The organism is Actibacterium ureilyticum, assembly GCF_002285435.1.
Lineage (GTDB): Bacteria > Pseudomonadota > Alphaproteobacteria > Rhodobacterales > Rhodobacteraceae > Actibacterium_C > Actibacterium_C ureilyticum.
This window is the reverse complement of sequence record NZ_NSBT01000026.1, coordinates 158,861-180,608: the sequence shown is the minus strand read 5'-3', so window position 1 is coordinate 180,608 and position 21,748 is coordinate 158,861. Positions and strand designations below refer to the sequence as shown.

23 protein-coding genes are annotated in these 21,748 nt (G+C 66.1%); 6 read left to right on the top strand and 17 right to left on the bottom strand.

Going from position 1 to position 21,748, the window contains the following annotated elements:
• Positions 1–27: 27 nt before the first annotated feature.
• The gene (locus CLM60_RS09475) at positions 28–822 is read right to left on the bottom strand and encodes a PRC-barrel domain-containing protein (protein WP_095588918.1); all 795 of its coding nucleotides are present in this window, start codon (positions 820–822) and stop codon (positions 28–30) included.
• Positions 823–1,045: 223 nt separating this feature from the next.
• Positions 1,046–1,219, bottom strand: coding sequence for a DUF1328 domain-containing protein (locus CLM60_RS09470; protein ID WP_036560148.1), 174 nt, complete (start codon positions 1,217–1,219; stop codon positions 1,046–1,048).
• Between the two features lie 169 nt (positions 1,220–1,388).
• Here CLM60_RS09470 and CLM60_RS09465 point away from each other — a divergent pair, with 169 nt between their 5' ends.
• Genes CLM60_RS09465 through CLM60_RS09450 form a run of 4 tightly spaced genes read left to right on the top strand, consistent with a single transcriptional unit; the run spans position 1,389 to position 2,827 of the window.
• Positions 1,389–1,574 (top strand): PLD nuclease N-terminal domain-containing protein, encoded by a 186-nt coding sequence (locus CLM60_RS09465; RefSeq protein ID WP_425427220.1) that lies wholly within the window; start codon positions 1,389–1,391, stop codon positions 1,572–1,574.
• Positions 1,575–1,600: 26 nt separating this feature from the next.
• Entirely contained in the window at positions 1,601–1,807 is a 207-nt protein-coding gene (locus CLM60_RS09460) for a hypothetical protein (RefSeq protein WP_095588916.1), read from the top strand.
• Positions 1,804–2,211 carry a phage holin family protein gene (locus tag CLM60_RS09455; protein WP_095588915.1) on the top strand — a complete coding sequence of 136 codons (408 nt, stop codon included), beginning with the start codon at positions 1,804–1,806 and terminating at the stop codon, positions 2,209–2,211. Before CLM60_RS09460 ends, CLM60_RS09455 begins: the two co-directional genes overlap by 4 nt.
• The gene (locus CLM60_RS09450; protein ID WP_095588914.1) at positions 2,195–2,827 is read left to right on the top strand and encodes a hypothetical protein; all 633 of its coding nucleotides are present in this window, start codon (positions 2,195–2,197) and stop codon (positions 2,825–2,827) included. The genes CLM60_RS09455 and CLM60_RS09450 overlap by 17 nt, the downstream gene beginning before the upstream one ends.
• A gap of 159 nt (positions 2,828–2,986) precedes the next feature.
• Here CLM60_RS09450 and katG read toward each other — a convergent pair whose 3' ends face one another.
• Positions 2,987–5,155, bottom strand: a complete 2,169-nt coding sequence (katG, locus tag CLM60_RS09445; RefSeq protein ID WP_095588913.1) for a catalase/peroxidase HPI — start codon at positions 5,153–5,155, stop codon at positions 2,987–2,989.
• 188 nt (positions 5,156–5,343) lie between these two features.
• Here katG and CLM60_RS09440 point away from each other — a divergent pair, with 188 nt between their 5' ends.
• The gene (locus tag CLM60_RS09440) at positions 5,344–6,267 is read left to right on the top strand and encodes a LysR substrate-binding domain-containing protein (RefSeq protein WP_095588912.1); all 924 of its coding nucleotides are present in this window, start codon (positions 5,344–5,346) and stop codon (positions 6,265–6,267) included.
• Between the two features lie 23 nt (positions 6,268–6,290).
• Here CLM60_RS09440 and CLM60_RS09435 read toward each other — a convergent pair whose 3' ends face one another.
• Both CLM60_RS09435 and CLM60_RS09430 read right to left on the bottom strand, forming a co-directional pair.
• A complete protein-coding gene (locus CLM60_RS09435; RefSeq protein WP_095588911.1) occupies positions 6,291–8,474 on the bottom strand; it encodes a xanthine dehydrogenase family protein molybdopterin-binding subunit in 2,184 nt (727 codons plus the stop codon).
• Positions 8,475–8,477: 3 nt separating this feature from the next.
• Positions 8,478–8,942, bottom strand: coding sequence for a (2Fe-2S)-binding protein (locus tag CLM60_RS09430; protein WP_095588910.1), 465 nt, complete (start codon positions 8,940–8,942; stop codon positions 8,478–8,480).
• Between the two features lie 202 nt (positions 8,943–9,144).
• On the opposite strand from CLM60_RS09430, the gene CLM60_RS09425 reads away from it, so the two are divergent.
• Positions 9,145–10,140, top strand: coding sequence for a helix-turn-helix domain-containing protein (locus tag CLM60_RS09425; protein WP_095588909.1), 996 nt, complete (start codon positions 9,145–9,147; stop codon positions 10,138–10,140).
• Between the two features lie 4 nt (positions 10,141–10,144).
• Here CLM60_RS09425 and CLM60_RS09420 read toward each other — a convergent pair whose 3' ends face one another.
• The 12 genes from CLM60_RS09420 to murD all read right to left on the bottom strand — a co-directional run bounded on the left by CLM60_RS09420 (position 10,145) and on the right by murD (position 21,715).
• A complete protein-coding gene (locus CLM60_RS09420; protein WP_095588908.1) occupies positions 10,145–11,089 on the bottom strand; it encodes an XdhC family protein in 945 nt (314 codons plus the stop codon).
• A 112-nt stretch (positions 11,090–11,201) separates the two neighbouring features.
• The gene (locus CLM60_RS09415) at positions 11,202–12,602 is read right to left on the bottom strand and encodes a TRAP transporter large permease (protein ID WP_095588907.1); all 1,401 of its coding nucleotides are present in this window, start codon (positions 12,600–12,602) and stop codon (positions 11,202–11,204) included.
• A gap of 4 nt (positions 12,603–12,606) precedes the next feature.
• The gene (locus CLM60_RS09410) at positions 12,607–13,230 is read right to left on the bottom strand and encodes a TRAP transporter small permease subunit (protein WP_095588906.1); all 624 of its coding nucleotides are present in this window, start codon (positions 13,228–13,230) and stop codon (positions 12,607–12,609) included.
• Positions 13,231–13,312: 82 nt separating this feature from the next.
• Positions 13,313–14,323, bottom strand: coding sequence for a C4-dicarboxylate TRAP transporter substrate-binding protein (locus CLM60_RS09405; protein WP_095588905.1), 1,011 nt, complete (start codon positions 14,321–14,323; stop codon positions 13,313–13,315).
• A gap of 128 nt (positions 14,324–14,451) precedes the next feature.
• Positions 14,452–14,742: a hypothetical protein gene (locus CLM60_RS09400; RefSeq protein ID WP_095588904.1), complete on the bottom strand. Its 291-nt coding sequence runs from the start codon at positions 14,740–14,742 to the stop codon at positions 14,452–14,454.
• A 4-nt stretch (positions 14,743–14,746) separates the two neighbouring features.
• The gene (locus tag CLM60_RS09395) at positions 14,747–15,004 is read right to left on the bottom strand and encodes a DUF2484 family protein (protein ID WP_095588903.1); all 258 of its coding nucleotides are present in this window, start codon (positions 15,002–15,004) and stop codon (positions 14,747–14,749) included.
• The gene (locus tag CLM60_RS09390) at positions 15,001–15,255 is read right to left on the bottom strand and encodes a DUF2484 family protein (protein ID WP_176473840.1); all 255 of its coding nucleotides are present in this window, start codon (positions 15,253–15,255) and stop codon (positions 15,001–15,003) included. Before CLM60_RS09390 ends, CLM60_RS09395 begins: the two co-directional genes overlap by 4 nt.
• Positions 15,252–16,442, bottom strand: coding sequence for an APC family permease (locus tag CLM60_RS09385; RefSeq protein ID WP_095588902.1), 1,191 nt, complete (start codon positions 16,440–16,442; stop codon positions 15,252–15,254). Before CLM60_RS09385 ends, CLM60_RS09390 begins: the two co-directional genes overlap by 4 nt.
• 73 nt (positions 16,443–16,515) lie before the next feature.
• The gene (gene murC / locus CLM60_RS09380; protein ID WP_095588901.1) at positions 16,516–17,919 is read right to left on the bottom strand and encodes a UDP-N-acetylmuramate--L-alanine ligase; all 1,404 of its coding nucleotides are present in this window, start codon (positions 17,917–17,919) and stop codon (positions 16,516–16,518) included.
• Positions 17,916–19,019: a UDP-N-acetylglucosamine--N-acetylmuramyl-(pentapeptide) pyrophosphoryl-undecaprenol N-acetylglucosamine transferase gene (locus CLM60_RS09375; protein WP_095588900.1), complete on the bottom strand. Its 1,104-nt coding sequence runs from the start codon at positions 19,017–19,019 to the stop codon at positions 17,916–17,918. Before CLM60_RS09375 ends, murC begins: the two co-directional genes overlap by 4 nt.
• Positions 19,016–20,185 carry a putative lipid II flippase FtsW gene (ftsW, locus tag CLM60_RS09370; protein ID WP_095588899.1) on the bottom strand — a complete coding sequence of 390 codons (1,170 nt, stop codon included), beginning with the start codon at positions 20,183–20,185 and terminating at the stop codon, positions 19,016–19,018. Before ftsW ends, CLM60_RS09375 begins: the two co-directional genes overlap by 4 nt.
• Positions 20,186–20,314: 129 nt before the next feature.
• Positions 20,315–21,715 (bottom strand): UDP-N-acetylmuramoyl-L-alanine--D-glutamate ligase, encoded by a 1,401-nt coding sequence (murD, locus tag CLM60_RS09365; RefSeq protein WP_095588898.1) that lies wholly within the window; start codon positions 21,713–21,715, stop codon positions 20,315–20,317.
• Positions 21,716–21,748: the final 33 nt, after the last annotated feature.

Below are 21,748 nucleotides of genomic sequence, written 5' to 3'. Positions count from 1 at the left end.
GGCCCGATATGTCGCGTGGCGGATAAGTTACCCTTCGTATTCGGGCATCTCTTCCAGTTGCGCCTTGGTCAGCGAGGTATGCGCGGTCAGCGTGTTGTCTTCGCCGGTATGCGCGATCTCCAGCTGGTCGATACCCAGCTCGACCGGCTTTTCACCGATCCCCAGGAAACCGCCCACGTCGACGATCGCGGCCTGAATCTGGCCTTCGCTGCCCAGGATCAGCTCGGACACCTCGCCCACGTGCTTCTCGTTGGCGTCATAGATCGGGGCGCCGGTCAGCATTTCGGCGGTCACGTCCTCGGGCGTGTTGGCGGGGACCTGCTCGGACTGGACACCGGCCATTTCCTCGGTCTCGGTCTCGGTCGTCATGCGGGCATCATCCTGCATGTTGTCCATGCCCATGTCATAGACCGGGGCCTCTTCCAGCGCGGCCGACGGGGCCGACATCACCAGGAAATAGTCGTTCGGGTTGTCCTCGGTCGAGCTGTCGGAAACGAATTCCAGCGCGCCCATGTCAACGGCGACCTGTTTCTCGCCAATGCCCAGGAAACCGCCGATATCCACCAGAATGGCGTCGACCGAACCGTCGCGGGCGATGATGATATCGTTGATCTCGCCGATATCGTCCCAGTCGGCCTGAACGCCCTCGGAATCGGTGCCCTGCACCTCGTCCAGGCGATAGACGCGCTGGCCGATGAATTCCGACGCGTGGAACTGTGCCGACGGGTCGGCGGTGTCGTGGAACATGCCGGTCATGGTCTCGGCCGACGCGGCAGTTGCGGTCATGCCGACCAGGGCAGTCGAAAGCAAAAACTTATGCATTTTCTATCCTTTCCTGAAGTGTTGTGCGCTGTTGCGCGATTGAAAATGAAACGCCCGCCCGGCGGATTTCGTTCCGGAATTTTCTGCAAAAATTTTGCCGCGCCACCGGGCTGCCACCCCGGGATCCGGGCATGCGAAAGCCCGGCGGCCAAGGGCGCACCGGGCTTATCGGCAAGGGGTCTGCGCACCCCCGCGGGGCTGCGTCAAATCCATGTCGCGGTCGTTAAACCGGGGGTTGGCCCCGGACCGCCCGGGCGATCATCGCCACCACGAACAGCACCACGAAAATAAAGAAAAGGATCTTTGCGATCCCGGCTGAGGCACCGGCGATACCACCGAAGCCAAGCACCGCTGCAATCAGCGCGATGACAAGAAAAGTAACAGCCCAACCAAGCATTTTGATCTCCTGCTTTGAACCGGCGGCAATCCGCCCTCGATGCTGACACAACGCAGCCTTTCCCCGATGGGTTCCCAAAAAAATCCTGCACCTCTTGCGGGAACCGTCGCGCCGATCCGCGCGTTGAGGGGGCAGAGACTGACGAGGACGACACGAAATGGAGATGACGATGTTTGAACTGACCGGCCTTGGTGGCCTTCTGCTGTTTGCGCTGGATATCTGGGCGCTTGTTTCGATCATCAACTCGCCCGCTTCGACCGGCACAAAGGTGATCTGGTCGCTTGTGGTGATCTTCCTGCCGCTGATCGGATTCATCGCCTGGCTGTTCGCCGGCCCCCGTTCGGCACGAGCTTAACCGGCGGCAATGGGCGGAGTGATCCGATGAACAGACGGTATGGTAAAATCGGCCCGCGGGTCCTGCGACCGGGCAAGCGTCTGGCCCGCGGACTGCGCGAGGCGGCGTTCGATCAGGACATGGCCGCAATGCGCGACGATCTTCTGGCGGCGCTGGCCGAGATTCCCGTGGCCCTGTCCGAAACCGAGGCCAAGCCCGGCCCCGACGACGCCCGGATCGGCGGTGCGGTGTGAGCCGCAACGCCGACCCCTCGCTGGCGGGTCTGACCGCCACGATGGCGCGGCACCTGCGCGCCCTGCTGATGGGCGAGGCATCGCTGGCACGCGCCGAGATCGCCACCGGCCTACGCGGCATGATGATCGCGTTGGTGCTGATCGTGGTGGGCGTGCTGCTGGTGCTGACGGCGCTGGACACGGCCGCAGCCGCGGCGGTTCTGGCGCTGCAGGATCAGGGCCTGACCCCCGGCCAGGCGGCGCTGGCCGTCACCGGCGGCGCACTTCTGCTGGCGGCGCTTCTGATCTGGCGTGGGCTGGCGGGGCTGAAGCTGAAACACCTGAAACCCGAAAAGGCGATGCGCAACCTGCGACGGGACGCAAGCCTGCTGAAGGAGATGACACGACATGACACAACTGGCTGACACACAACATCTGGAAGACCTGATCGCCCGCGAACGCGCCGCCCTGGCGGCCACGCTGGGACGGCTGAGCGAACGGCTGGGCAGCGACAAGCTGGCCCAGACCGCCATCAGCGCGGCCCAGACCGGCGCGGTGACCGCCGCGCGCACGGCTCGCAATCACCCTGCCCTGCTGACGACGCTGGCCGGTGCGGGCCTGGCCTGGTTCGCGATGAACCGCCGCAAGGGCGCCAACGGCACCGCCGCGCTGTCGCGTGACGAAAGCCTGGAACGGCTGACCGCGCTGCGCGCCCAGGCCGAAGAGTGCCTGACCGCCGTGGGCGAGGCCACCGCCAAGAAAGCCAAATCCGGCAAGGCGCAGGCCAAGGCCAAAAGCAAGGCATTGCAGGACGAGGCCGCGAAGAAGGTCGCCGCCCTGTCCGACGATCTGGAAACCCAGCTGCGCGACCTGCGCGAGGGGGCCGACGACGCCCTGCGTCAGGGCCGCGCGGCAACCGTCGATGCGTCGAAATCGGCCATCGCCACGATCGAGAAACACCCGATCGCCGCGGGCGCCTGCGCCATCGCACTGGGCGCGCTGGCGGCCTGGGCGATGCCGCGCGGATCGGACGACGCGTAACGCACACCACACTCCCTGCCACTGCCACACTTGCCCGGGCCACGCGCCCGGGCTTTTTTCATGCGCCGGACATGAAAACGCCGGCCCCGCCACAATGGACGAGACCGGCGTTCCAGATCCCCCGCGCCGCCTTGGACAAAGGCGCGGGGGTCTGTGGTGTTACGCTTCCAGATCGAAGCGGTCGGCGTTCATGACCTTGACCCAGGCCGCCACGAAATCCTTGACGAATTTCTCGGCATTGTCGTCCTGGGCATAGACCTCGGCATAGGCGCGCAGGATCGCGTTCGAGCCAAAGACCAGATCCATCCGCGTCGCCGTCCACTTGGTCGCGCCGGTCTTGCGGTCCTGGATTTCATAGGTGCCGTCGCCGACCGGGGTCCATTTATAGGCCATGTCGGTCAGGTTGACGAAGAAATCCGGGGTCAGCGCACCGGCCCGGTCAGAGAAGACGCCATGCGCCGTGCCGCCGTAATTGGTGCCCATCGCCCGCATGCCGCCAACCAGAACGGTCATCTCGTTCGCGGTCAGGCCCATCAGCTGCGCCCGATCCAGCATCAGCTCTTCAGGGCTGACGACATAGTCCTTCTTCAGCCAGTTGCGGAACCCATCGGCCAGCGGCTCCAGCGGTTCGAAGCTTTCGGCATCGGTCATCTCGTCCGTGGCATCGCCACGGCCCGGCGCGAAGGGCACGGTCACGTCGAACCCGGCCGCCTTGGCCGCTTGTTCCACGCCCAGATTGCCCGCCAGCACGATCACATCGGCCACGCTGGCACCGGTTTCGGCCGCGATGGGTTCCAGCACCGACAGCACGCGCGCCAGACGCTCGGGCTCGTTGCCTTCCCAGTCCTTCTGCGGCGCCAGACGGATGCGCGCGCCATTGGCACCGCCCCGCATGTCCGACCCGCGATAGGTCCGGGCGCTGTCCCAAGCGGTCGACACCATGTCCGACAGGCTCAGGCCGCTTGCAGCGATCTTGCCCTTGACCGCGTCCACATCGTAACCTGTCGACCCCGCCGGGATCGGATCCTGCCAGATCAGGTCCTCGGCCGGGGCATCGGGGCCGATATAGCGCACCTTGGGCCCCATGTCGCGGTGGGTCAGCTTGAACCAGGCGCGGGCGAAGGTGTCCTTGAAATATTCCGGATCGGCCATGAATTTGCGGCAGATCTCGTTATAGATCGGGTCCATCTTCATCGCCATGTCGGCGTCGGTCATGATCGGGTTGTGCCGGATCGAGGGGTCGGTGGCATCCACCGGCTTGTCCTCTTCCTTGATGTCCACCGGCTCCCACTGCCAGGCACCGGCGGGCGACTTGCGCAATTCCCACTCATGGCCGAACAGCATGTCGAAGAAGCCCATGTCGAACTTGGTCGGCTCGCTCGTCCAGGCGCCTTCGATGCCCGAGGTCACGGCATTCGCCGCCTTGCCGTTCATGTTGGGGTTGGACCAGCCGAAGCCCTGTTCCTCGACCCCTGCGGATTCGGGATCGGCACCCAGAACGGCGGCATCGCCATTGCCGTGGGTCTTGCCGACAGTGTGGCCACCGGCGGTCAGCGCCACGGTTTCCTCGTCGTTCATCGCCATCCGGGCAAAGGTCTCGCGCACATGGGCGGCCGATTTCAGCGGGTCGGGCTGGCCGTTCACCCCCTCGGGGTTCACATAGATCAGACCCATCTGCACGGCGGCCAGCGGGTTTTCCATGGTCGAGGGATCCTCGACATTCTCATAACGGCCATCGCTGGGGGCCAGCCATTCCTTTTCCGCGCCCCAATAGGTGTCGATCTCGGGTTGCCAGATATCGGGGCGGCCATAGGCGAAGCCAAAGCTTTTCAGCCCCATCGATTCATAGGCCACCGTACCGGCCAGGATCATCAGGTCGGCCCAGCTGACCTTGTTGCCGTATTTCTTCTTCAGCGGCCACAACAGGCGGCGCGCCTTGTCCAGGCTGACGTTATCGGGCCACGAGTTCAGCGGCGCGAAGCGCTGGTTGCCGGTGCCGCCGCCGCCACGGCCATCGGCCAGACGATAGGACCCCGCCGAATGCCACGCCATCCGGATCATCAGGCCGCCATAATGCCCCCAGTCGGCCGGCCACCAGTCCTGGCTGTCGGTCATCAGGGCGTGCATGTCCTTTTTCAGCGCGTCGAAATCCAGCGTCTTGACCGCGTCGCGATAGCTGAATTCGGCGCCCATCGGGTCGGTCTTGGTGTCGTGCTGATGCAGGATGTCCAGCTTCAGCGCGTTCGGCCACCAATCCATCACCGAGCTGTTGTTGGCGGTGTTTGCGCCATGCATCACCGGGCACTTGCCGATATTGTTTCCGTCCATGGGGGTCTCCAATCGTGGCTGCGTTATAGTCGAAAGCTGCGGTCCCGGCGCCCGGTTACCCGGGCGCACGGGGGAATATGTTCCGTGAGTGTCGAAACGGCGCCTCCTCAACGCCTATGCGGTTAAATTAGCAAAGCGGTGACATTAGTTTAAGTTGCATTTTCTGATGGTTTTCATAAGTTCACCTTATGAACAACCTGACCCTGAAACAGCTGCGCTATTTCGATGCGCTGGCCCGGATGCGCCATTTCGGCCAGGCCGCCGATATCTGCGCCATTTCGCAACCCGCATTGTCGATGCAGATCAAGGAGTTGGAGGAATCGGTCGGCACCGCGCTGTTTGACCGCAGCGCGCGACAGATCCGCCTGACCGGCTTCGGCGAGGAATTCGCCGAGCGCGCGCGCAAGATCCTGCGCGAGGTCGACGAGCTGGGCGAGCTGGCCCGCACCACCCGCGACCCGCTGGCCGGGCGTCTGCGGATCGGGGTGATTCCCACCATCGCGCCCTATCTGCTGCCCCGGCTGATCGGGCGGCTCAGCCGGGACTACCCCGCGCTGGACATCCGCGTGCGCGAGACCGTCACCACCAAGCTGCTGCAAGAGCTGTCCGAGGGGCGGCTGGACACCGCGATCCTGGCGCTGCCGGTTTCGGAACCCGGCCTGACCGAGGTTGCGCTGTTCCAGGAGGATTTCGTGCTGGTGCGCCCCGCGGCGGATGCCGACATGCCCGTGCCCAACCGCGACAAGCTGCGCGAGATGCGCCTGTTGCTGCTGGAAGAGGGCCATTGTTTCCGCGACCAGGCGCTGTCCTTCTGCGATCTCAGCGCGACCGCCCCGCGCGAGCTGATGGATGGCAGTTCCTTGTCGACGCTGGTGCAGATGGTCAGCGCCGGTATCGGCATCACCCTGATCCCGGAAATGGCGGTGCCCATCGAAACCCGGTCGGCCACGGTATCGGTCGCGCGGTTCGACGCCCCCCGCCCCACCCGCAGCGTTGGTATGGTGTGGCGCAAGTCCAGCCCCCTGGCACAGGGGCTGGAACAGGTGGCCGATCTGGTGCGCGACACCGCCGCCACGGTCCGGGCCGAACGGCGCGCCGCCCTGGCCGGCTAGGGCAGCGGCGCGCGCGCGGCGGCTCAGGCGAAGGCGACCGCGCCCACCATCGGCAGCATCGTGATGCGCGGCCCGCCGGAACGGGCAATCGCATTGGCCAGCGCCGGTCCCGCCGGCGGGGTGCCGGGTTCGCCCACGCCGGTCGGCGCTTCGGCCGAGGGCACGATATGCACGTCGATCGCCTTGATGTCCGAGATCCGCAGCGGCTCGTAATCGGGGAAGTTCGACTGCGCGACCGCCCCGTCCTGCAACGTGATCGCATCGCGCATCACATGGCCCACGCCATAGCCGATCCCGCCCTCGATCTGGGCGCGGACCACATCGGGCGTCACCGCGACCCCGCAATCGATGGCGGCGGTGAACTTCTCGATCTGCACCACGCCATCGGCATCGGTCGAGATCTCGCAGACCTGCGCGCAATAGCTGTTGAAGGATTTATGCGCCGCGATCCCGCGCGACCGGCCCGCGGGCAGGTCGCTGCCCCAGCCCGCCTGTTCCGCCGCCAGCCGGATCGTCGCCGCCATCCGCTTGGCATCGGCGCTGTCACCGGACAGATAGCGCAGACGGTAATCGACCGGATCGGCCCCCGCCGCATCGGCGCAGGCATCCATCATCACCTCCATCACATAGCCGGTATGGCTGTGCCCCACCGACCGCCACCAGTTCACGCTGGTGGCCGGTTTCGCATCGGTCAGGCCCACATGCATCCCCGGAACGGCATAGGCGCCATCGGCGATCCCCTCGACCGAGCCGTGATCGACCCCGTCATGCACGATCATCTGCTCAAAGGCCGTGCCCTTGAAGATCGACTGTCCCGACACGCGATGATCCCAGGCGATGATGTTGCCATCCCCGTCCAGCCCCGCGCGTATCTTGTGGGCAAAGGCCGGGCGGTAATAGCCGCCGGTCACGTCATCCTCGCGCGACCAGACCAGCTTGACCGGCCGGGTCCGGTCGGTCACCGCAAAGGCCAGCGCCAGCTCGACCAGATAGTCGGAATTGGGCGTGGCCCGGCGGCCGAAGAACCCCCCGGCATAGAGCGTGTTGACCTGGATTTTCTCGACCGGGATTTCCAGCACCTGGTTCATCACCATCGTGTCGGCGGTCGGGAACTGCGCGCCGTCATGCACGATCACCCCGCCATCGGCGGTGGGCTCGACCGTAGCGGTCAGCGGCTCCATCGGGGAATGCGCCAGCAGCGGCAGATAGAATGTCTGCTCGACCACCTGCGCGGCCCCCTGCAACAGCGTATCGACCGCTGCCGCGTCCATGTCGGTCGCGGTGAATTGCGGGGCGTCGTTCACTGCGGCGATCAGCTCGTCGCGGATCTGGTCCGAGCTGCGGGTTTCGGCATTGCTGTCGTCCCAGTCGACCACCAGCGCATCCCGCGCCTGGAACGCCGCCCAGGTGGTTTCGGCAAAGGCCACCACACCGGCCTTGTTCGGCAGGGTCTGCGCCATGATGAAGCCCGGCACGTCGCGGGCGGCGCTGTCGTCAAAGGACGCGACCACCCCACCAAAACGCGGGCTGCGCGCGATGGCGGCGACCATCTGGTTGTCCAGATGCACATCCATCGCGAACTTGCCGCTGCCGTCGATCTTGTCGGCGGTGTCGCGGCGGGCGCGGATCTCTTGCCCGATGACGGTGAAATCGGCGGGATCCTTCAGCGCCGGTTCCGCCGGCACGTCCAGCGCGGCGGCGGCTTCGACAAAGGTGCCGATCCCCGCGCTGTGGCCCGCGCCGGTGATCTGGCCGTCTTTCAACGTAAGCGCGCCCGCATCCACGCCCCATTCGGCGGCGGCGGCGGTCAGCAACATCTGCCGCGCGGCGGCGCCTGCGGTGCGGTACTGGACATAGGAATTGGCGATGGCGGTCGATCCGCCCGTGCCCTGAAACGCCCCGAAAAACAGGTTGTTATAGCGTTCGGGATCGGATGGGGCGAACGCCACCTGAATGTCCTGAAGCCGCATGTTCAGCTCTTCGGCGATCAGCGCCGCAAGCCCGGTCGCAGCGCCCTGGCCGCCCTCGAAATGCTTGGCGATGGCGGTGACCGTGCCGTCCTGGTCGATGGTGACAAAGGGGGTGAAATTGCCGCCCGTCATCGCCGTCTTGGCCAGCGCGCCCCGCGGGTCCGCGCCAATGGCCAGAACCGTGATCGCGGCCCCGGCAGAGGCCAGAAAGCCGCGGCGTGTGGTTTCGATAGTCATGGCTCAGCCCTCCAGGATCTCGGCCGCGCGCTGAACGCCGGCCCGAATGCGTTGATAGGTGGCGCAGCGGCAGGCATTGCCCCACATATAGCTGTCGATATCATCCGCCGTGGGCTTGGGATTTTCCGACAGAAGCCCCACCGCCGACATGATCTGTCCCGACTGGCAATAGCCGCATTGCACCACGTCCAGCTCGGTCCAGGCCTGTTGCACGGCGGCGCCGATCGGGTCGGCCCCCACGGCCTCGATCGTGGTCACCTCGGCCCCTTCCAGATCCTCGACATAGGTCTGGCAGGACCGCGTGGGCTGGCCGTCGACATGCACGGTGCAGGCCCCGCAGGCCGCCACACCGCAGCCGAACTTGGTGCCGGTCAGCTTCAGCTCGTCCCGGATCACCCACAGCAGGGGCGTGCCGTCGGGGGCATCGACCGTCACGGTCTTGCCGTTCAATTTGAGTTCGCGCGTCATGAAATGATCTCCCTGATTTTTTGGGCGTGCGTGTTGAAAGCGCCTCGGGCTGCGATCTGGGCCCGTCACATAATCTAGAGGCCCCCGGGGATTTGAAAACTTGCGATGCGCGCCAAATCTATAACAGGTCGCGCCAGCCCGGGGGTTGCAGTATACACCGACCCGCCCCCCGGCCAAAATCGCGCTGAACAGGAGAGGCCCCATGACCCAGACCCGGCTTTACAAGATCGCCGCCAATATCCGCATGACCTGCAACCAGCTGCAGATCTCGCACGCCCGTATCCTGGAACGCTGCCGCCTGCCGTCGGATTACCTGGACAACGAAGAGCGCGGCGTCGATGTCCACGGGTTCCTGTCGGTGATCGAGGCCTTTGCCCAGGAATGCGCCGACCCCGAGCTGCCGCTGATCCTGGGCCAGGGGTCGGCCTGCGGGCCGTTCCAATCGGCGCTGCTGGCGTTTTCGGCCAGCCCCGACATTCACACCGGGCTGCAACGGCTGGCGGTGTTCAAGCCGCTGCTGGTGCCGGTCCGGCTGACCTTTGCCGAGACCGAGGACAGCTTTACCGTCCGCTTCGGGATCGAAGGGGGCCACCGCATTCCCCGGCTGCTGGCAGCGATGGAAATCGTCTATTTCCTGGACTGCGCGCGCACCTTCACCGCCCATCAGATCGTGCCACGGGCGGTCGAGCTGCCGGATCTGTCCTATGTCACGCCGGCCTATCGCGACTATGTGCGCGGGCCGATCCGCCAGGGTACGGGGGTGCGGCTGAGCTTCGACATGGTGGATGCGCGCCGCCCGCTGGTGTCGGCCGATACAGACTTCTACAAACTGGTCGAGGCCGAGCTGCTGTCGCGGCTGAACGCGGGCGCGGCGGACACGCCGCTTTCCAACCGGGTGCGGCGGGCGCTGACCGATCTGCTGCCGTCGGGCGCGGTGTCATCGGATCATATCGCCGCGCATCTGGGGTTCAGCAAACGCACCTTGCAGCGCCGGCTGAAGGATGAGGGCACGACGTTTCAGGCGATAATGGACGACACGCGCGCGGCACTGGCCATCACCTATCTGCGGGACCAGAAGCTGAGCGCCGAGGAGACCAGCTATCTTCTGGCCTATCAGGATCCGAATTCGTTCTATCGCGCGTTCCATGACTGGACCGGCATGACCCCGGCACAGGCCCGCAGCGCCCCGGTCGTCTGAACGATCAGGTCGCCGCCCCCCCGGCCAGCGCCAGGATCTCGGCAAAGACCGACACCGACAGGGTGACCGGATCGCGGGTCGACGGGATCAGCCCGATGGGGCCGTGCAGGCTGTCGATGAAATCCATCGGCACACCTGCGGCCTGCAACGCCATCTTGCGGGTCTCGCTGGCGCGCTGGCTGCCCTGTGCCCCGATATAAAGCGCGTCGTGTTGGGCCAGCTGTTGCAGGATCGGCGGCTCCCAATCGTGGTCGTGGAAGAACAGCAAAACCGCGGTGCGGTCGTCGATTTGCATATCCTCCGGCACGCCGGGGGTGGTGGTCTGCGTCACACGACAGCCCGAGGCCGCGCATTGGTCCAGCGTTTCACCATCGGGCGATGCCACGTGACAGGTATAGCCCGCCGCCGCCGCCAGTCGGGCGAATGTCACGCATTCCGGCCCCTTGCCGAACAGCGAAAATTGCAGCGCGGGCGCAAAGCGGATCTGCAACCGGTCCGCGTCGCGTTCGGTGCGCGCGCAGGGCGCCAGCCGCATCGCCCCGGTGTTCAGGTCGATGGACAACCCGGTTTCCACCCGGTCCCGGCGCAGCTTCGCCAATTGGCGCAGCACGTCACGGTCGGGGTTGGGCAGCAACAGGATCTCCAACCCGCCGCCACAGGGCAGTTGAATATCCATGAAGGGCGACCCGTCGCCATAGCGCACGCGCATCGCCTGTCCGCTTTCGCGGGCCTTCAGCGCGTTCAGCGCGATATCGCTTTCCACACAGCCCGAGGACAACGTGCCCACATGTTCGGTCTCGCTCAGCACCGTCATCATCGCGCCCAGCGGGCGATAGGACGGGCCGACCACGTCCGAGATCACCGCCAGCACCGGCGCGGGGTCGGTCGACGCCAGAAACGCCGCCAGCGGATCGCCATAGGGGCGCAGGATGGGAACAGGTCCGGTCATATGGGGTCCATGATACAGGAAACCGGCGCGGGCGTCACCGCGCGCCCCGGCCGGGATGGCCGGGGTTGGTTTCTATATGGGGTGTGGATGCGCCGGGGCAATCCCGGCGCGGTCAGGCCAGGCTGGGCAGCCACAGCACGATCCACGGGAACGCCACCAGCAACGCGATGGTGATCGCATCGGCCACAAAGAACGGCGTGACGCCCCGGAACACGTCCTGCACCGTCAGGTCGTCGCGCACCCCCGCCACCACGAAGCAGTTCAGCCCGATGGGCGGCGTGATCAGGCAGAACTCGGCCATCTTCACCACCAGGATGCCGAACCAGATCGCGCACATCGGCCCCGACATGCCAAAGGTGCTGTCGGCCGCCGCGACCGCCTCGCCCCCGTTCAGGGCCATGACGGCGGGATAGACCACCGGCAGCGTCAGCAGCAGCATGCCGATGGCGTCCATGAACATGCCCAGCACCGCATAGGCCAGCAGGATGCACACCAAAATCAGCATCGGCGAATAGTGCAGCCCGGTGATCCAGTCGGCAAAGGCGCCCGGCAGGTCGGCAAAGCCCAGGAAGCGCACATAGATCAGCACGCCCCAGATGATCGAGAAGATCATCACCGACAGCTTGGCCGTTTCCATCAGCGCATCGCGCAGCTGCGGCCAGCGCATCCCCTGCCAGACCGCCATCAGGAACACGACAAAGGCGCCAATCGCCCCGCCTTCGGTCGGGGTGCCCCAGGCGTCACCGCCAAAGGGGTTGTAGACGAAGAAGATGATCGTCACGACCACGAACAGGATCGGCAGAGCGGGCGGCAGCGCCGCGAACCGCTGGCGCCAGGTAAAGCCGCTGACCGGCGGGCCGAAGCCCTTGATCGTCAGCGCCATGCCCACGATCAGCAAGCCATAGATCACGGCCGAGAACGCGCCCGGGATGAACCCCGCCAACAGCAGCATCCCCACATCCTGTTCCACGATGATGGCATAGATCACCAGAATGGCCGAGGGCGGGATCAGGCTGGCCAGCGTCCCGCCCGCCGCCACGACGCCCGCCGCGAACCGCTTGTCATAGCCGATGGCCAGCATCTCGGGAATGGCGATGCGGGCAAAGACGGCCGAGGTTGCGACCGACGCCCCCGACACCGCCGCAAACCCCGCCGTGGCAAAGACGGTCGACACCGCCAGCCCGCCCGGCACCCAGGCCAGCCAGCGCTTTGCGGCCTCGAACAGGGCCTTGGTCAGACCCGCGTGATAGGCCAGATAGCCGATCAGGATGAAGGTCGGGATCAGCGACAGCGCCTGGGACGAGACCTTGGAATGCGGCACCTGACCGGCGGTCTTGACCGCCACGCCCAGCGCCCAGCCGAAATCGTCCAGCCCGTATTGCTTCTTGGCCCAGAAGATCCAGATCAGCCCGACCATGCCCGCCAGACCCGCGGCAAAGGCCACGCGCATGCCCAGCACCACCAGCACCAGCAGCCCGCCGGTGACCCACAAACCGATTTCAATGGGTTCCATCGCGTCAATCCCCGTCTGTCAGCTGGTCGGCTTCCATCGCGGCCTGCTGCGCCGCATCTGCGATCAGCGGCACGGCCACGGCGTGGCCCGTCACGATGGCCCGGACATAGGCCCAGGCCTGCAGGCAAAGCCGCAGGCACAGCACCGCAAACGCCGCCGGCGCCAACAGTTTCGCGGGCCAGATCGGCAGCGCGATATCCATCGAGCTGTCGCGGCTCCACATCGGGGCGGCGAAATCGAAACTGCGCTGGAAATGCGCCCAGCTGCCCCAGACCATCAGGACCATCAGCAACAGCATCGCCAATGTCGTGATCAGCTCGACCACGTAAAGCGGCCGCCCGCGCAGCTGGCCCACCACGATGTCCATGCGGATATGCCCGCCCTCGCGCTGGACATAGGCAATGCCCATGAACGCGATCAGCGGCATCGCCTGTTCGATCCAGTCGACATAGCCCGGCAGGGGCTGGTTAAAGAAATTCCGCCCCCCGACCGAGATCACGGCCAGAACCATCAGGGCGAAGACCGCCAGACCGCTGAGCAGCGCCAGCCGCGATTCCAGCGCCAGAAGCGCGCGGTCGACCTTGCTGAGGGTGCTGTCATCGGTCAGCACCAGGGATGCCGTTGCCATGCCCGTCCCCCTTTATGTTTCGACTACATGAAAACGCCCCGCATCGCCTGGGCGGTGCGGGGCGTGAAGGGTCCTGTCGCGGTCAGCTTTGATCCGCGAGCATGCCGGTGACCAGATCGTAAAGCTCTTGCGCGGGCAGGCCGCGGCCGGACATCTCTTCGATCCAGGCGGCGGCGGCCGGTGCGGCGGCGGCATCCTTGAACGCTGCAACCTCGTCATCCGAGAATGTCACCTGTTCGATCCCGCGCTCGTCCAGTGCCGGGCCCCAGGCGGCCATGGTCTTTTCGTTGTAGAAATCGATGTAGTAATCCATCGCCTCTTCCAACGAGCCCATGAGCGCCGCGCGTTCGGCCTCGTCCAGGCTGTTCAGCGCGTCGGTATTCACCACCACCGGGCAGTTCACCGTGCCGGGGTTCAGGTTGGTGGTCCACCACTGGCCGGTTTCGATGGTGCCAAAGGACATATGCGCATGCGGCGCGAAGCTGACGGCCTTGACCACGCCGCTGTCCAGCGCCTGGCGCACCTCGGTCGCGGACATCGATGTGGGCACGGCGCCGATGGCGGCCATCGCATCGCCGATCCCGCCGGTGGCGCGCACGCTCATGCCGTTGAAATCGGCCAGCGTCGCGGGAACGTCACCCACGCCGACGAAATTGTATTGCGGCAGCGGGGTCGGCATCAGCAGCGTGGCGTTCCACCGCGCCAGGTCCTTCTGGACGGCGGGGTGGGCATAGACAGCCTCGCTGATGGCGCGTTCCTGTTCCAGCGTGCTGACCCCCAGGAAGGGCAGCTCCAGCACGGTGATCGACGGGTTCTTGTCGCGGTGATAACCGGCGCAGAACTGTGCCATCTCGAACGCGCCGATGGAAATCCCGTCCAGGTTTTCCTTGTTGTTGGACAGCCCACCATAGGAAATATTCATGGTGAATGCGCCGCCGGTCTTTTCGCTGACCAGCTCGGCCAGCTTCTCGACATGTTCGGTGAACGCACGGCGCTTGCCCCACAGGGACACGTTCCATTCGGTCGCCAGCGCCTCGGTTGCAAAGGACACGGCAATGGCGGCAATCGCCGCCTGACCAAGCAGTTTCCGCATCAGAATCTCTCCTCCCGTATTTTCTGATCCCAAAGATGGCCGCAGGATGCACCAATCCGAAGGGAAAAGGCCATGCAAGAATTTGTCAGCCCGTTTCCGGCGGTTTGCGGCGCGGCGCTGCCCTGGGCTCAGTCCTGTTCCTTGTCGGTCGTCCAGCCCAGCCAGAACAGCCCCAGCGACAGGATCGTGGTGCCGACCAGCGCGATCAGGACCGCCGCCGGGCTGATCGCCGAAAGCCCGCCCCGCGCCAGTTCGGCCCGCAGCGCCAGAATGGTGATGGTCACCCCCCCGGCATAAAGCGCAAAGATCAGCAGGAAATCCCCCAGCGCCCGGCGCAGCCCGTGCATCAGCCCCTGATAGGCGATCATCGGCGACGCCGCCCAACCGGCATAGACCAGGATTTCGGTGAAACCACCCAAGCGCTCAGGCCCGTCCGCGCGGCAGCATCCGGCTGACCCAGCGCCACAGGTACCGCACCGGCCAGCGCAGGACCGATGCCCCCGCCGCCAGCACCAGCAAGCCCCAGACCGGTCCGTTCTGAAACGTGACATAGCCCACGATGGGAATGCCCACCGCGATCAGCAGATAGGCCCGGCTCCAATGGTTGTCGCGGCTGGGGATCATCGCCAGCAGGTTCGCGGCAATGCCCCAGCCGCAGGCCAGTATCAGTGACAGATTCATTTGCCCAGCTCTCCTCTGCGCTGCAGCAGCCGTTTCAGGAAATAGGTCAGCGGCCGCCGGAACATCGACACGAACCCCGCACAGGCCAGCAGCGCGAAGACCGCGCCGTTCTCGACCCAGATATAGCCGATCAGAACCGGCGCCAGGATCAGCAGCGTGATCCCCGGCGGGTATTGCAGCCGCATCGGCAGCATCGCCGTGATGACGGCGGCCAACACCCAAAGACAGGCCAGGATCAGCGACAGGCTCATGATGTCCCCCCAAGCGAAACCGCCAGCGCCCCCGCCGATGCCAGCACCCCGGCATAGGGCACCCAGAGCGGCACCCGGAACGGGGCGGCGGGCGCGCGCCGTTTCAGAACGATCAGCGACAGGTTCACCAGAATGAAGACCGAAAGCAACACTGTTGATGTCAGCCCCGCCAGCGCCGCCACCGGCAGGCTGAGCGCCGCCACGATCACCGCCGCCCCCAGCAGAAGCGTAGCCAGAACCGGTGTTCCCAGCCGCGGGTGGGCCTTGTGAAATAGCGCCAGTCGCGGCTCGCGCTTGCCCAGCCCGAACAGCACCCGCGCCGCCATCACGATCTGCGCCAGCACCCCGTTCAGCGCCGCCGCCACCGCGATCAGCGACAAAAGCGCCGCATCGCGCCCGGTCGCGGTTTCCCAGACCAGCGCCAGCGGGCGTTCGCTGGCGGCCAGCGCCTCGCGCGGGACGGCCCGCACCGCTGCCAGGCTGACCCCGGCATAGATCAGCGATGTCACGACCAGCGAAATCAGGATCGCGCGCGGCAGCGTGCGTTCGGGGTCGGCGACCTCTTCGGCCATGTTGACGATGTCCTCGAACCCGATGAAGGCGAAAAACGCCAGCACCGCCGCCAGACCGATGCCCGACCAGACCGGCGGCGCGGGCATGTGCCAGTCGGCCACCGGATCGGCCCCTGCCCCGGCCCAGACCACCAGGACCAGCCCGATCAGCTCGACCGCCGTAAAGAGCGCCGCCAGGCCCAGGCTTTCCAGCACGCCGATGGCCGCGACACATGTCAGTGCCAGCCCCAGCGCGATCACCACCGCATCAAACGGCAGATCGACCACCGACACCAGATATCCCGATCCGCCGCGCAGCACGGCGGCGGCCGAAATCGTACCCGCCACCACGATGCCCAGCCCCACCAGCACCGACAGGAGGTGCGAGCGCAGGCCCTTTTCGACATATGCCGCCTCGCCCGCGGCTTCGGGGATGCGGGTCGACAGCTCGGCATAGGACAGCGCGGACGGCGCCGCGATCAGCCCCGCGATGACAAAGGCCAGCGGCGCCCATATCCCGGCCTGCGCCACCACGGCGCCCACCAGCACATAGATGCCCGCCCCCACCATGACGCCGACGCCATAGGCGGTGAGCAGCGGCAAGCCGATCCGGCGTTTCAGCGCGCCCTCAACCATCGGCGCGCCCCTTGCGATACGGGTGCAGACCGTCCGTCCGTGCCGACTGGTCCGATCCGCGCCCCGCCATCGGCTATGCCTTCAGCCGGGCAGGCAGCGCATTGGCCCAGGTGCTGATCGTGCCCGCGCCCAGACAGACCACCATATCGCCCGGCCGCGCCTGTTCGCGGACCAGTCGTTCCAGATCGTCCTCGGACGTGACGGCGCGGGCGTGGCGGTGGCCGTGGCGGATCAGCCCGGCCACCAGATCGTCGCGACTGGCGCCCGGGATCGGGTCCTCGCCCGCGGCATAGACCTCGGCGATGCCCACCACATCGGCATCGTTGAAACAGGAACAGAAATCCTCGAACAGCGAATGCAGGCGGGAATAGCGGTGCGGCTGATGCACGGCGATCACGCGGCCCTCGGTCGCCTGACGCGCGGCTTTCAGCACGGCGGCGATTTCCACCGGGTGGTGGCCGTAATCGTCGATGATGGTAATGCCGTTCACCTCGCCCACCTTGGTGAAGCGGCGGTTGACGCCGCCGAACGCGGCCAGGGCGGCGCGGATCTCGTCGCGCTTCATGCCCAGATGGCGGGCCACGGCCACGGCGGCCAGCGCGTTGCTGACATTGTGATCGCCCGGCATCGGCAGGGTGCAGCCCTCGATCAGCATATCCTCGGCCTGAAGCGCGATGTCGAAATGCGCGACCCCGGCCCGATAGGTCAGGTTCACCGCCCGCACATCGGCCTGGGCGTTGAAACCGAAGGTCACGACCTTGCGGTCGGTGATCTTGCCCACCAGCGCCTGAACCTCGGGGTGGTCGGTGCAGCAGACGGCCAGCCCATAGAACGGGATGTTCGACACGAAATCCAGGAAGCCCTTGCGCAGCGTGTCGAAGTCGCCCCAGTGCTCCATATGCTCGGGGTCGATATTGGTGACGATGGCGATGGTCGCGGGCAGCCGGTTGAAGGTGCCGTCGCTTTCATCGGCCTCGACCACCATCCATTCGCCCTCGCCCATGCGCGCGTTCGAGCCGTATGCATGGATGATGCCGCCATTGATGACCGTGGGGTCGATCTCGCCCGCGTCCAGCAGGGTGGCGACCATGGTGGTCGTGGTCGTCTTGCCGTGGGTGCCCGCAACGGCGATATTGGATTTCAGGCGCATCAGCTCGGCCAGCATCTCGGCCCGGCGCACCACCGGCAGGCCCTGCGCCCGCGCCGCGTCCAGTTCGGGGTTGCCCGGCTTGATCGCGCTGGAGATCACGACCACCGCCGCGCCCTCCAGGTTCTCGGCGCGCTGGCCTTCGAAAATCGTGGCGCCCAGCGTTTTCAGCCGGTCGGTGATCTTGCTGGCCTTCAGGTCGGACCCCTGAACGGTGTAGCCCAGGTTCAACAACACCTCGGCGATGCCCGACATGCCGATGCCGCCGATCCCGACGAAATGGATGGACCCCACATCGGTGGGAAGTTTGGTTGCTGCTGCCGCGTTCATGCCGCCTGCCCCTTCTGTGCCAGTTGGCTGACGAGTTCGACCAGCCGATAGGTCGCATCGGGGCGACCGACGGTCAGCGCCCCATGCGCCATCTGCACGGCGGCTTCGGGATTCGTCAGGATCGCGGTTATGTGTTCGGAAAGCGTGCCGGGTTCAAGCCGGGATTCGGGGATCATGATCGCGGCATCGGCGCCGACCAGCCCGCGCGCATTGGCGGTCTGGTGATCGCCCGTCGCGGCGGCAAAGGGCACCAGCACCGCCGGCCGGCCAATCACGCTGATATCGGCCACGCTGGACGCGCCCGAGCGGCTGATGACCAGCTGCGCCTCGGACAACCGGTTGGGGATATCGGCAAAGAAGGGCTGCACATCGGCGTCGATCCCATGATCGGCATAGAACTGCGCGACGCGCTGGCCGTCTTCGTCCCGGGCCTGATGGGCGACGCGAACGTTGCGCAACAGATCCGCAGGAAGCTGCGCAATCGCCTGGGGCACGACATCGGACAGGATGCGCGCGCCCTGGCTGCCGCCAATGACCAACAGGCTCATCGGGTAATCGCCCGGCGGGATATAGGGCGCACCGGCGCGGTCCAGCACCGCGGCGCGCACCGGGTTGCCGGTATCGACCCCCTCGACCCCTTCGGGCAGGGTCGTGGGCCATGTGCCACAGGCCACCGCATCGACATGGGCCGCAAAGCGCTGGTTCACCCGCCCCAGCACGCCGTTCTGTTCGTGGATCATGCGCGGGCGGCGCAGCAGCGTGGCCGCCGCAATCGCCGGGATCGACGGATAGCCGCCAAACCCCACAACCACATCAGGTTTGTCGCGCAGCATCTTGAAAACGGACGACAAAACGCCGCCCGCAATGCGAAACGGCACCGCCGCCTTGGCCAGCGCCCCGCCCCGCGCGAAGGTGGCGCTGGAGATCTCTTCGATCTGCACCGCATCGGGAAAGCCCCCGGCGTAGCGCGCCCCGCGCGCGTCCGTCGACAGCTTAACCCGCCAGCCGCGCGCCAGCATCGCCTCGGCCAGGGCCTGGGCGGGAAACATATGCCCGCCGGTGCCACCGGCCGCGATGATCAGAAGCGGCGCCCGGCTCATCCGCGCCCCCGCCGCAACAGCGCATCACCGATCCGCCCCTGCGGACGTGTGCGGGTGAAACACAGCAACATGCCCACGGCAATCGCGCTGGCGATGACAGAGCTGCCGCCATAACTGACAAACGGCAGGGTCATGCCCTTGGCCGGCAACAGCCGCACCGCGACCCCCATGTTGATCAGCGCCTGTACCCCGATCATGCAGGCCAGCCCGGTGCCCGCCAGCCGGATGAACGGATCGCGTTCGCGCATCAGCCGGAACAGCGACCGCACCACGATCAGCGCGTAAAGCCCGATGATCGCCAGCACCAGAACCAGGCCATATTCCTCGGCCGCGACGGCGATGATGAAATCGGTATGCGCATCGGGCAGCGACCATTTCACCTGCCCCTCGCCCACGCCGACGCCGAAAAAGCCGCCCTCGGAAATCGCGTTGGTGGCATAGCCAAGCTGCGTGCGCGGATCCAGATCGGGCGACAGAAAGCCGTCGATCCGCCGCGCGAAATGCTCGGAATTGTTATAGGCGATGGTGCCGCCGAAAACGACCGCGCCCGCGATCCCGATCAACAGGAAAAACGGCGCGCCGGCCACGAAATACATCACGCCCCAGGAAAACAGCACCAGCGCCGCCTGCCCGAAATCGGGCTGCATCGCCAGGAACCCCACCACCACGACGGCGATGGCAAAGCTGATCGACCGGCCCGGCGGACCGTTGATTTCCTGCCCTGCGGCCATCAGCCAGCCCGCCAGCACGATAAAGACGGGCTTCAGGAATTCCGACGGCTGGACCGAGGCAAAGCCCAGGCTGTACCAGCGCGTCGCGCCCTTGCCGAAATCGGTGCCCAGCACCGGCAACAGCGCCAGCGCCACAAAGGCCGCGAAAAAGCCCAGCACGCCATAGCGGCGCAGTTGGTGCGGCGACATCATCGACACCACGAACATCACCACCAGCGCGATCCCGCCAAAGAACGCCTGTCGCTGGACATAGTGAAACGGCTGCAACCCGTTTTTCGAGGCCAGCGGCGGCGACGCGGCCAGCCCCAGCAACAGCCCCACCCCGCACAAAAGCAGGATGCACGACAACGTCCATTTATCGATTGTGCGCCACCAGCGCGGAAGGATCGGCTCGCCCGACGCGCGGGGAACACTGCCATAGACCATTTCAGTCATGGGTACTGCCTTAAACTGCCTCTATCGCCCGTTTGCCGGGTCTGGGCGGCAGTCTAGCCCGAAAGTGATTCTCACGCTAGGGAAGATGCGTGCAAACGCCCTGAAAAATGGCGTTTTCCGCCGGTTCCGTCACCCGTCCAGCGCCGCAACCTGCGCGATGAAATCCTCGCCGCGCTTTTCGAAACTGTCATACTGGTCGAAACTGGCGGCGGCGGGCGCCAGCAGCACCGTGTCGCCCGGCGCGGCCTCGGCGGCGGCACGGGCCACGGCGGTGGCCATGTCGGTGCAGATCTCATGGGGCAGATCGCCCAGCTTCAGCGCAAATCCCCGCGCCTCGCGCCCGATGACATAGGCCTTGGTCACATGGCCCAGATGCGGGATCAGCGGGTCAAGCCCGCCCTCTTTCTCCAACCCGCCACAGATCCAGCGGATATCGCCAAACGCGGCCAGCGCCTTGGCGGCGGCATCGGCATTCGTTGCCTTGCTGTCATTCACATAGCGCACGCCCGCCTTCTCGGCGACGAACTGGCTGCGATGCGGCAGTCCGGCGAAGCTGTGAAACGCCGCCTCGATCCCGCGCGGCGGCAGGCCCAGCGCCCGCAGCGCGGCATAGGCCGCACAGGCGTTCTGATGGTTATGCGCGCCCGGCAGCCCGTCGATCCCGCGCAGATCGAAGGACGCCACCTGACGGCCCTTGCGAAACTCCGACAGGAACCCCTTGCGCGCTGCCACCTGCCAGCCCGCGCCATCGGGCTTGCGCCCGCCCAGGATCTGGATCACCCGGTCATCGGCAGCGCCTTCGGCCATCTGATTGGCCAGGAACTGCCCCTCGGGCTCGTCCACGCCGATGATCGCGCGATCCGGGCCACCTTCGGCAAAGAGCCGCCGCTTGGCCGCGAAATAGCCCCCCTTGCCGCCATGGCGGTCCAGATGATCGGGGCTGAGGTTGGTAAAGATCGCGATATCGGGGGTCAGCGCACGCGCCAACTCGGTCTGATAGCTCGACAGCTCCAGCACCACCACACCGCCATCGCCCGCCGGGTCGATATCCAGCACCCCGCGCCCGATATTGCCCGCCAGTTGGCTTTCGCGCCCCGCCGCGACCAGGCAATGGTGGATCAGCGCCGATGTCGTGGATTTCCCGTTCGACCCGGTGATCGCCACGACCTTGGGCGCGGTGTCGAAATAATCCCAATCCGCGGTCGCAAAGGACCGGAAGAACAGCCCGATATCGTTATCCACCGGCACGCCAGCCGCCCAGGCCGCCGCGATGACACGGTTGGGGGCGGGATACAGATGCGGGATACCGGGGCTGACGATCAGGCTGGCCACCCCCTCGAACGCGCCCGCCCGCGTCAGATCGTGTGGCACGAACCCCTCGGCCTCGGCCCGCGCGCGCGCCTCGGGGCTGTCATCCCAGACCAGCGGCTCGGCCCCGCCCGCCCGCAGCGCCCGCGCCGCCGCCAGACCCGACCGGCCCAGCCCCAACACAGCCACTTTCGCGCCCTCGAACCCTTGAACCGGTATCATCGCCGCCTCTTGCTTCTTCTTGGGAAAAATACT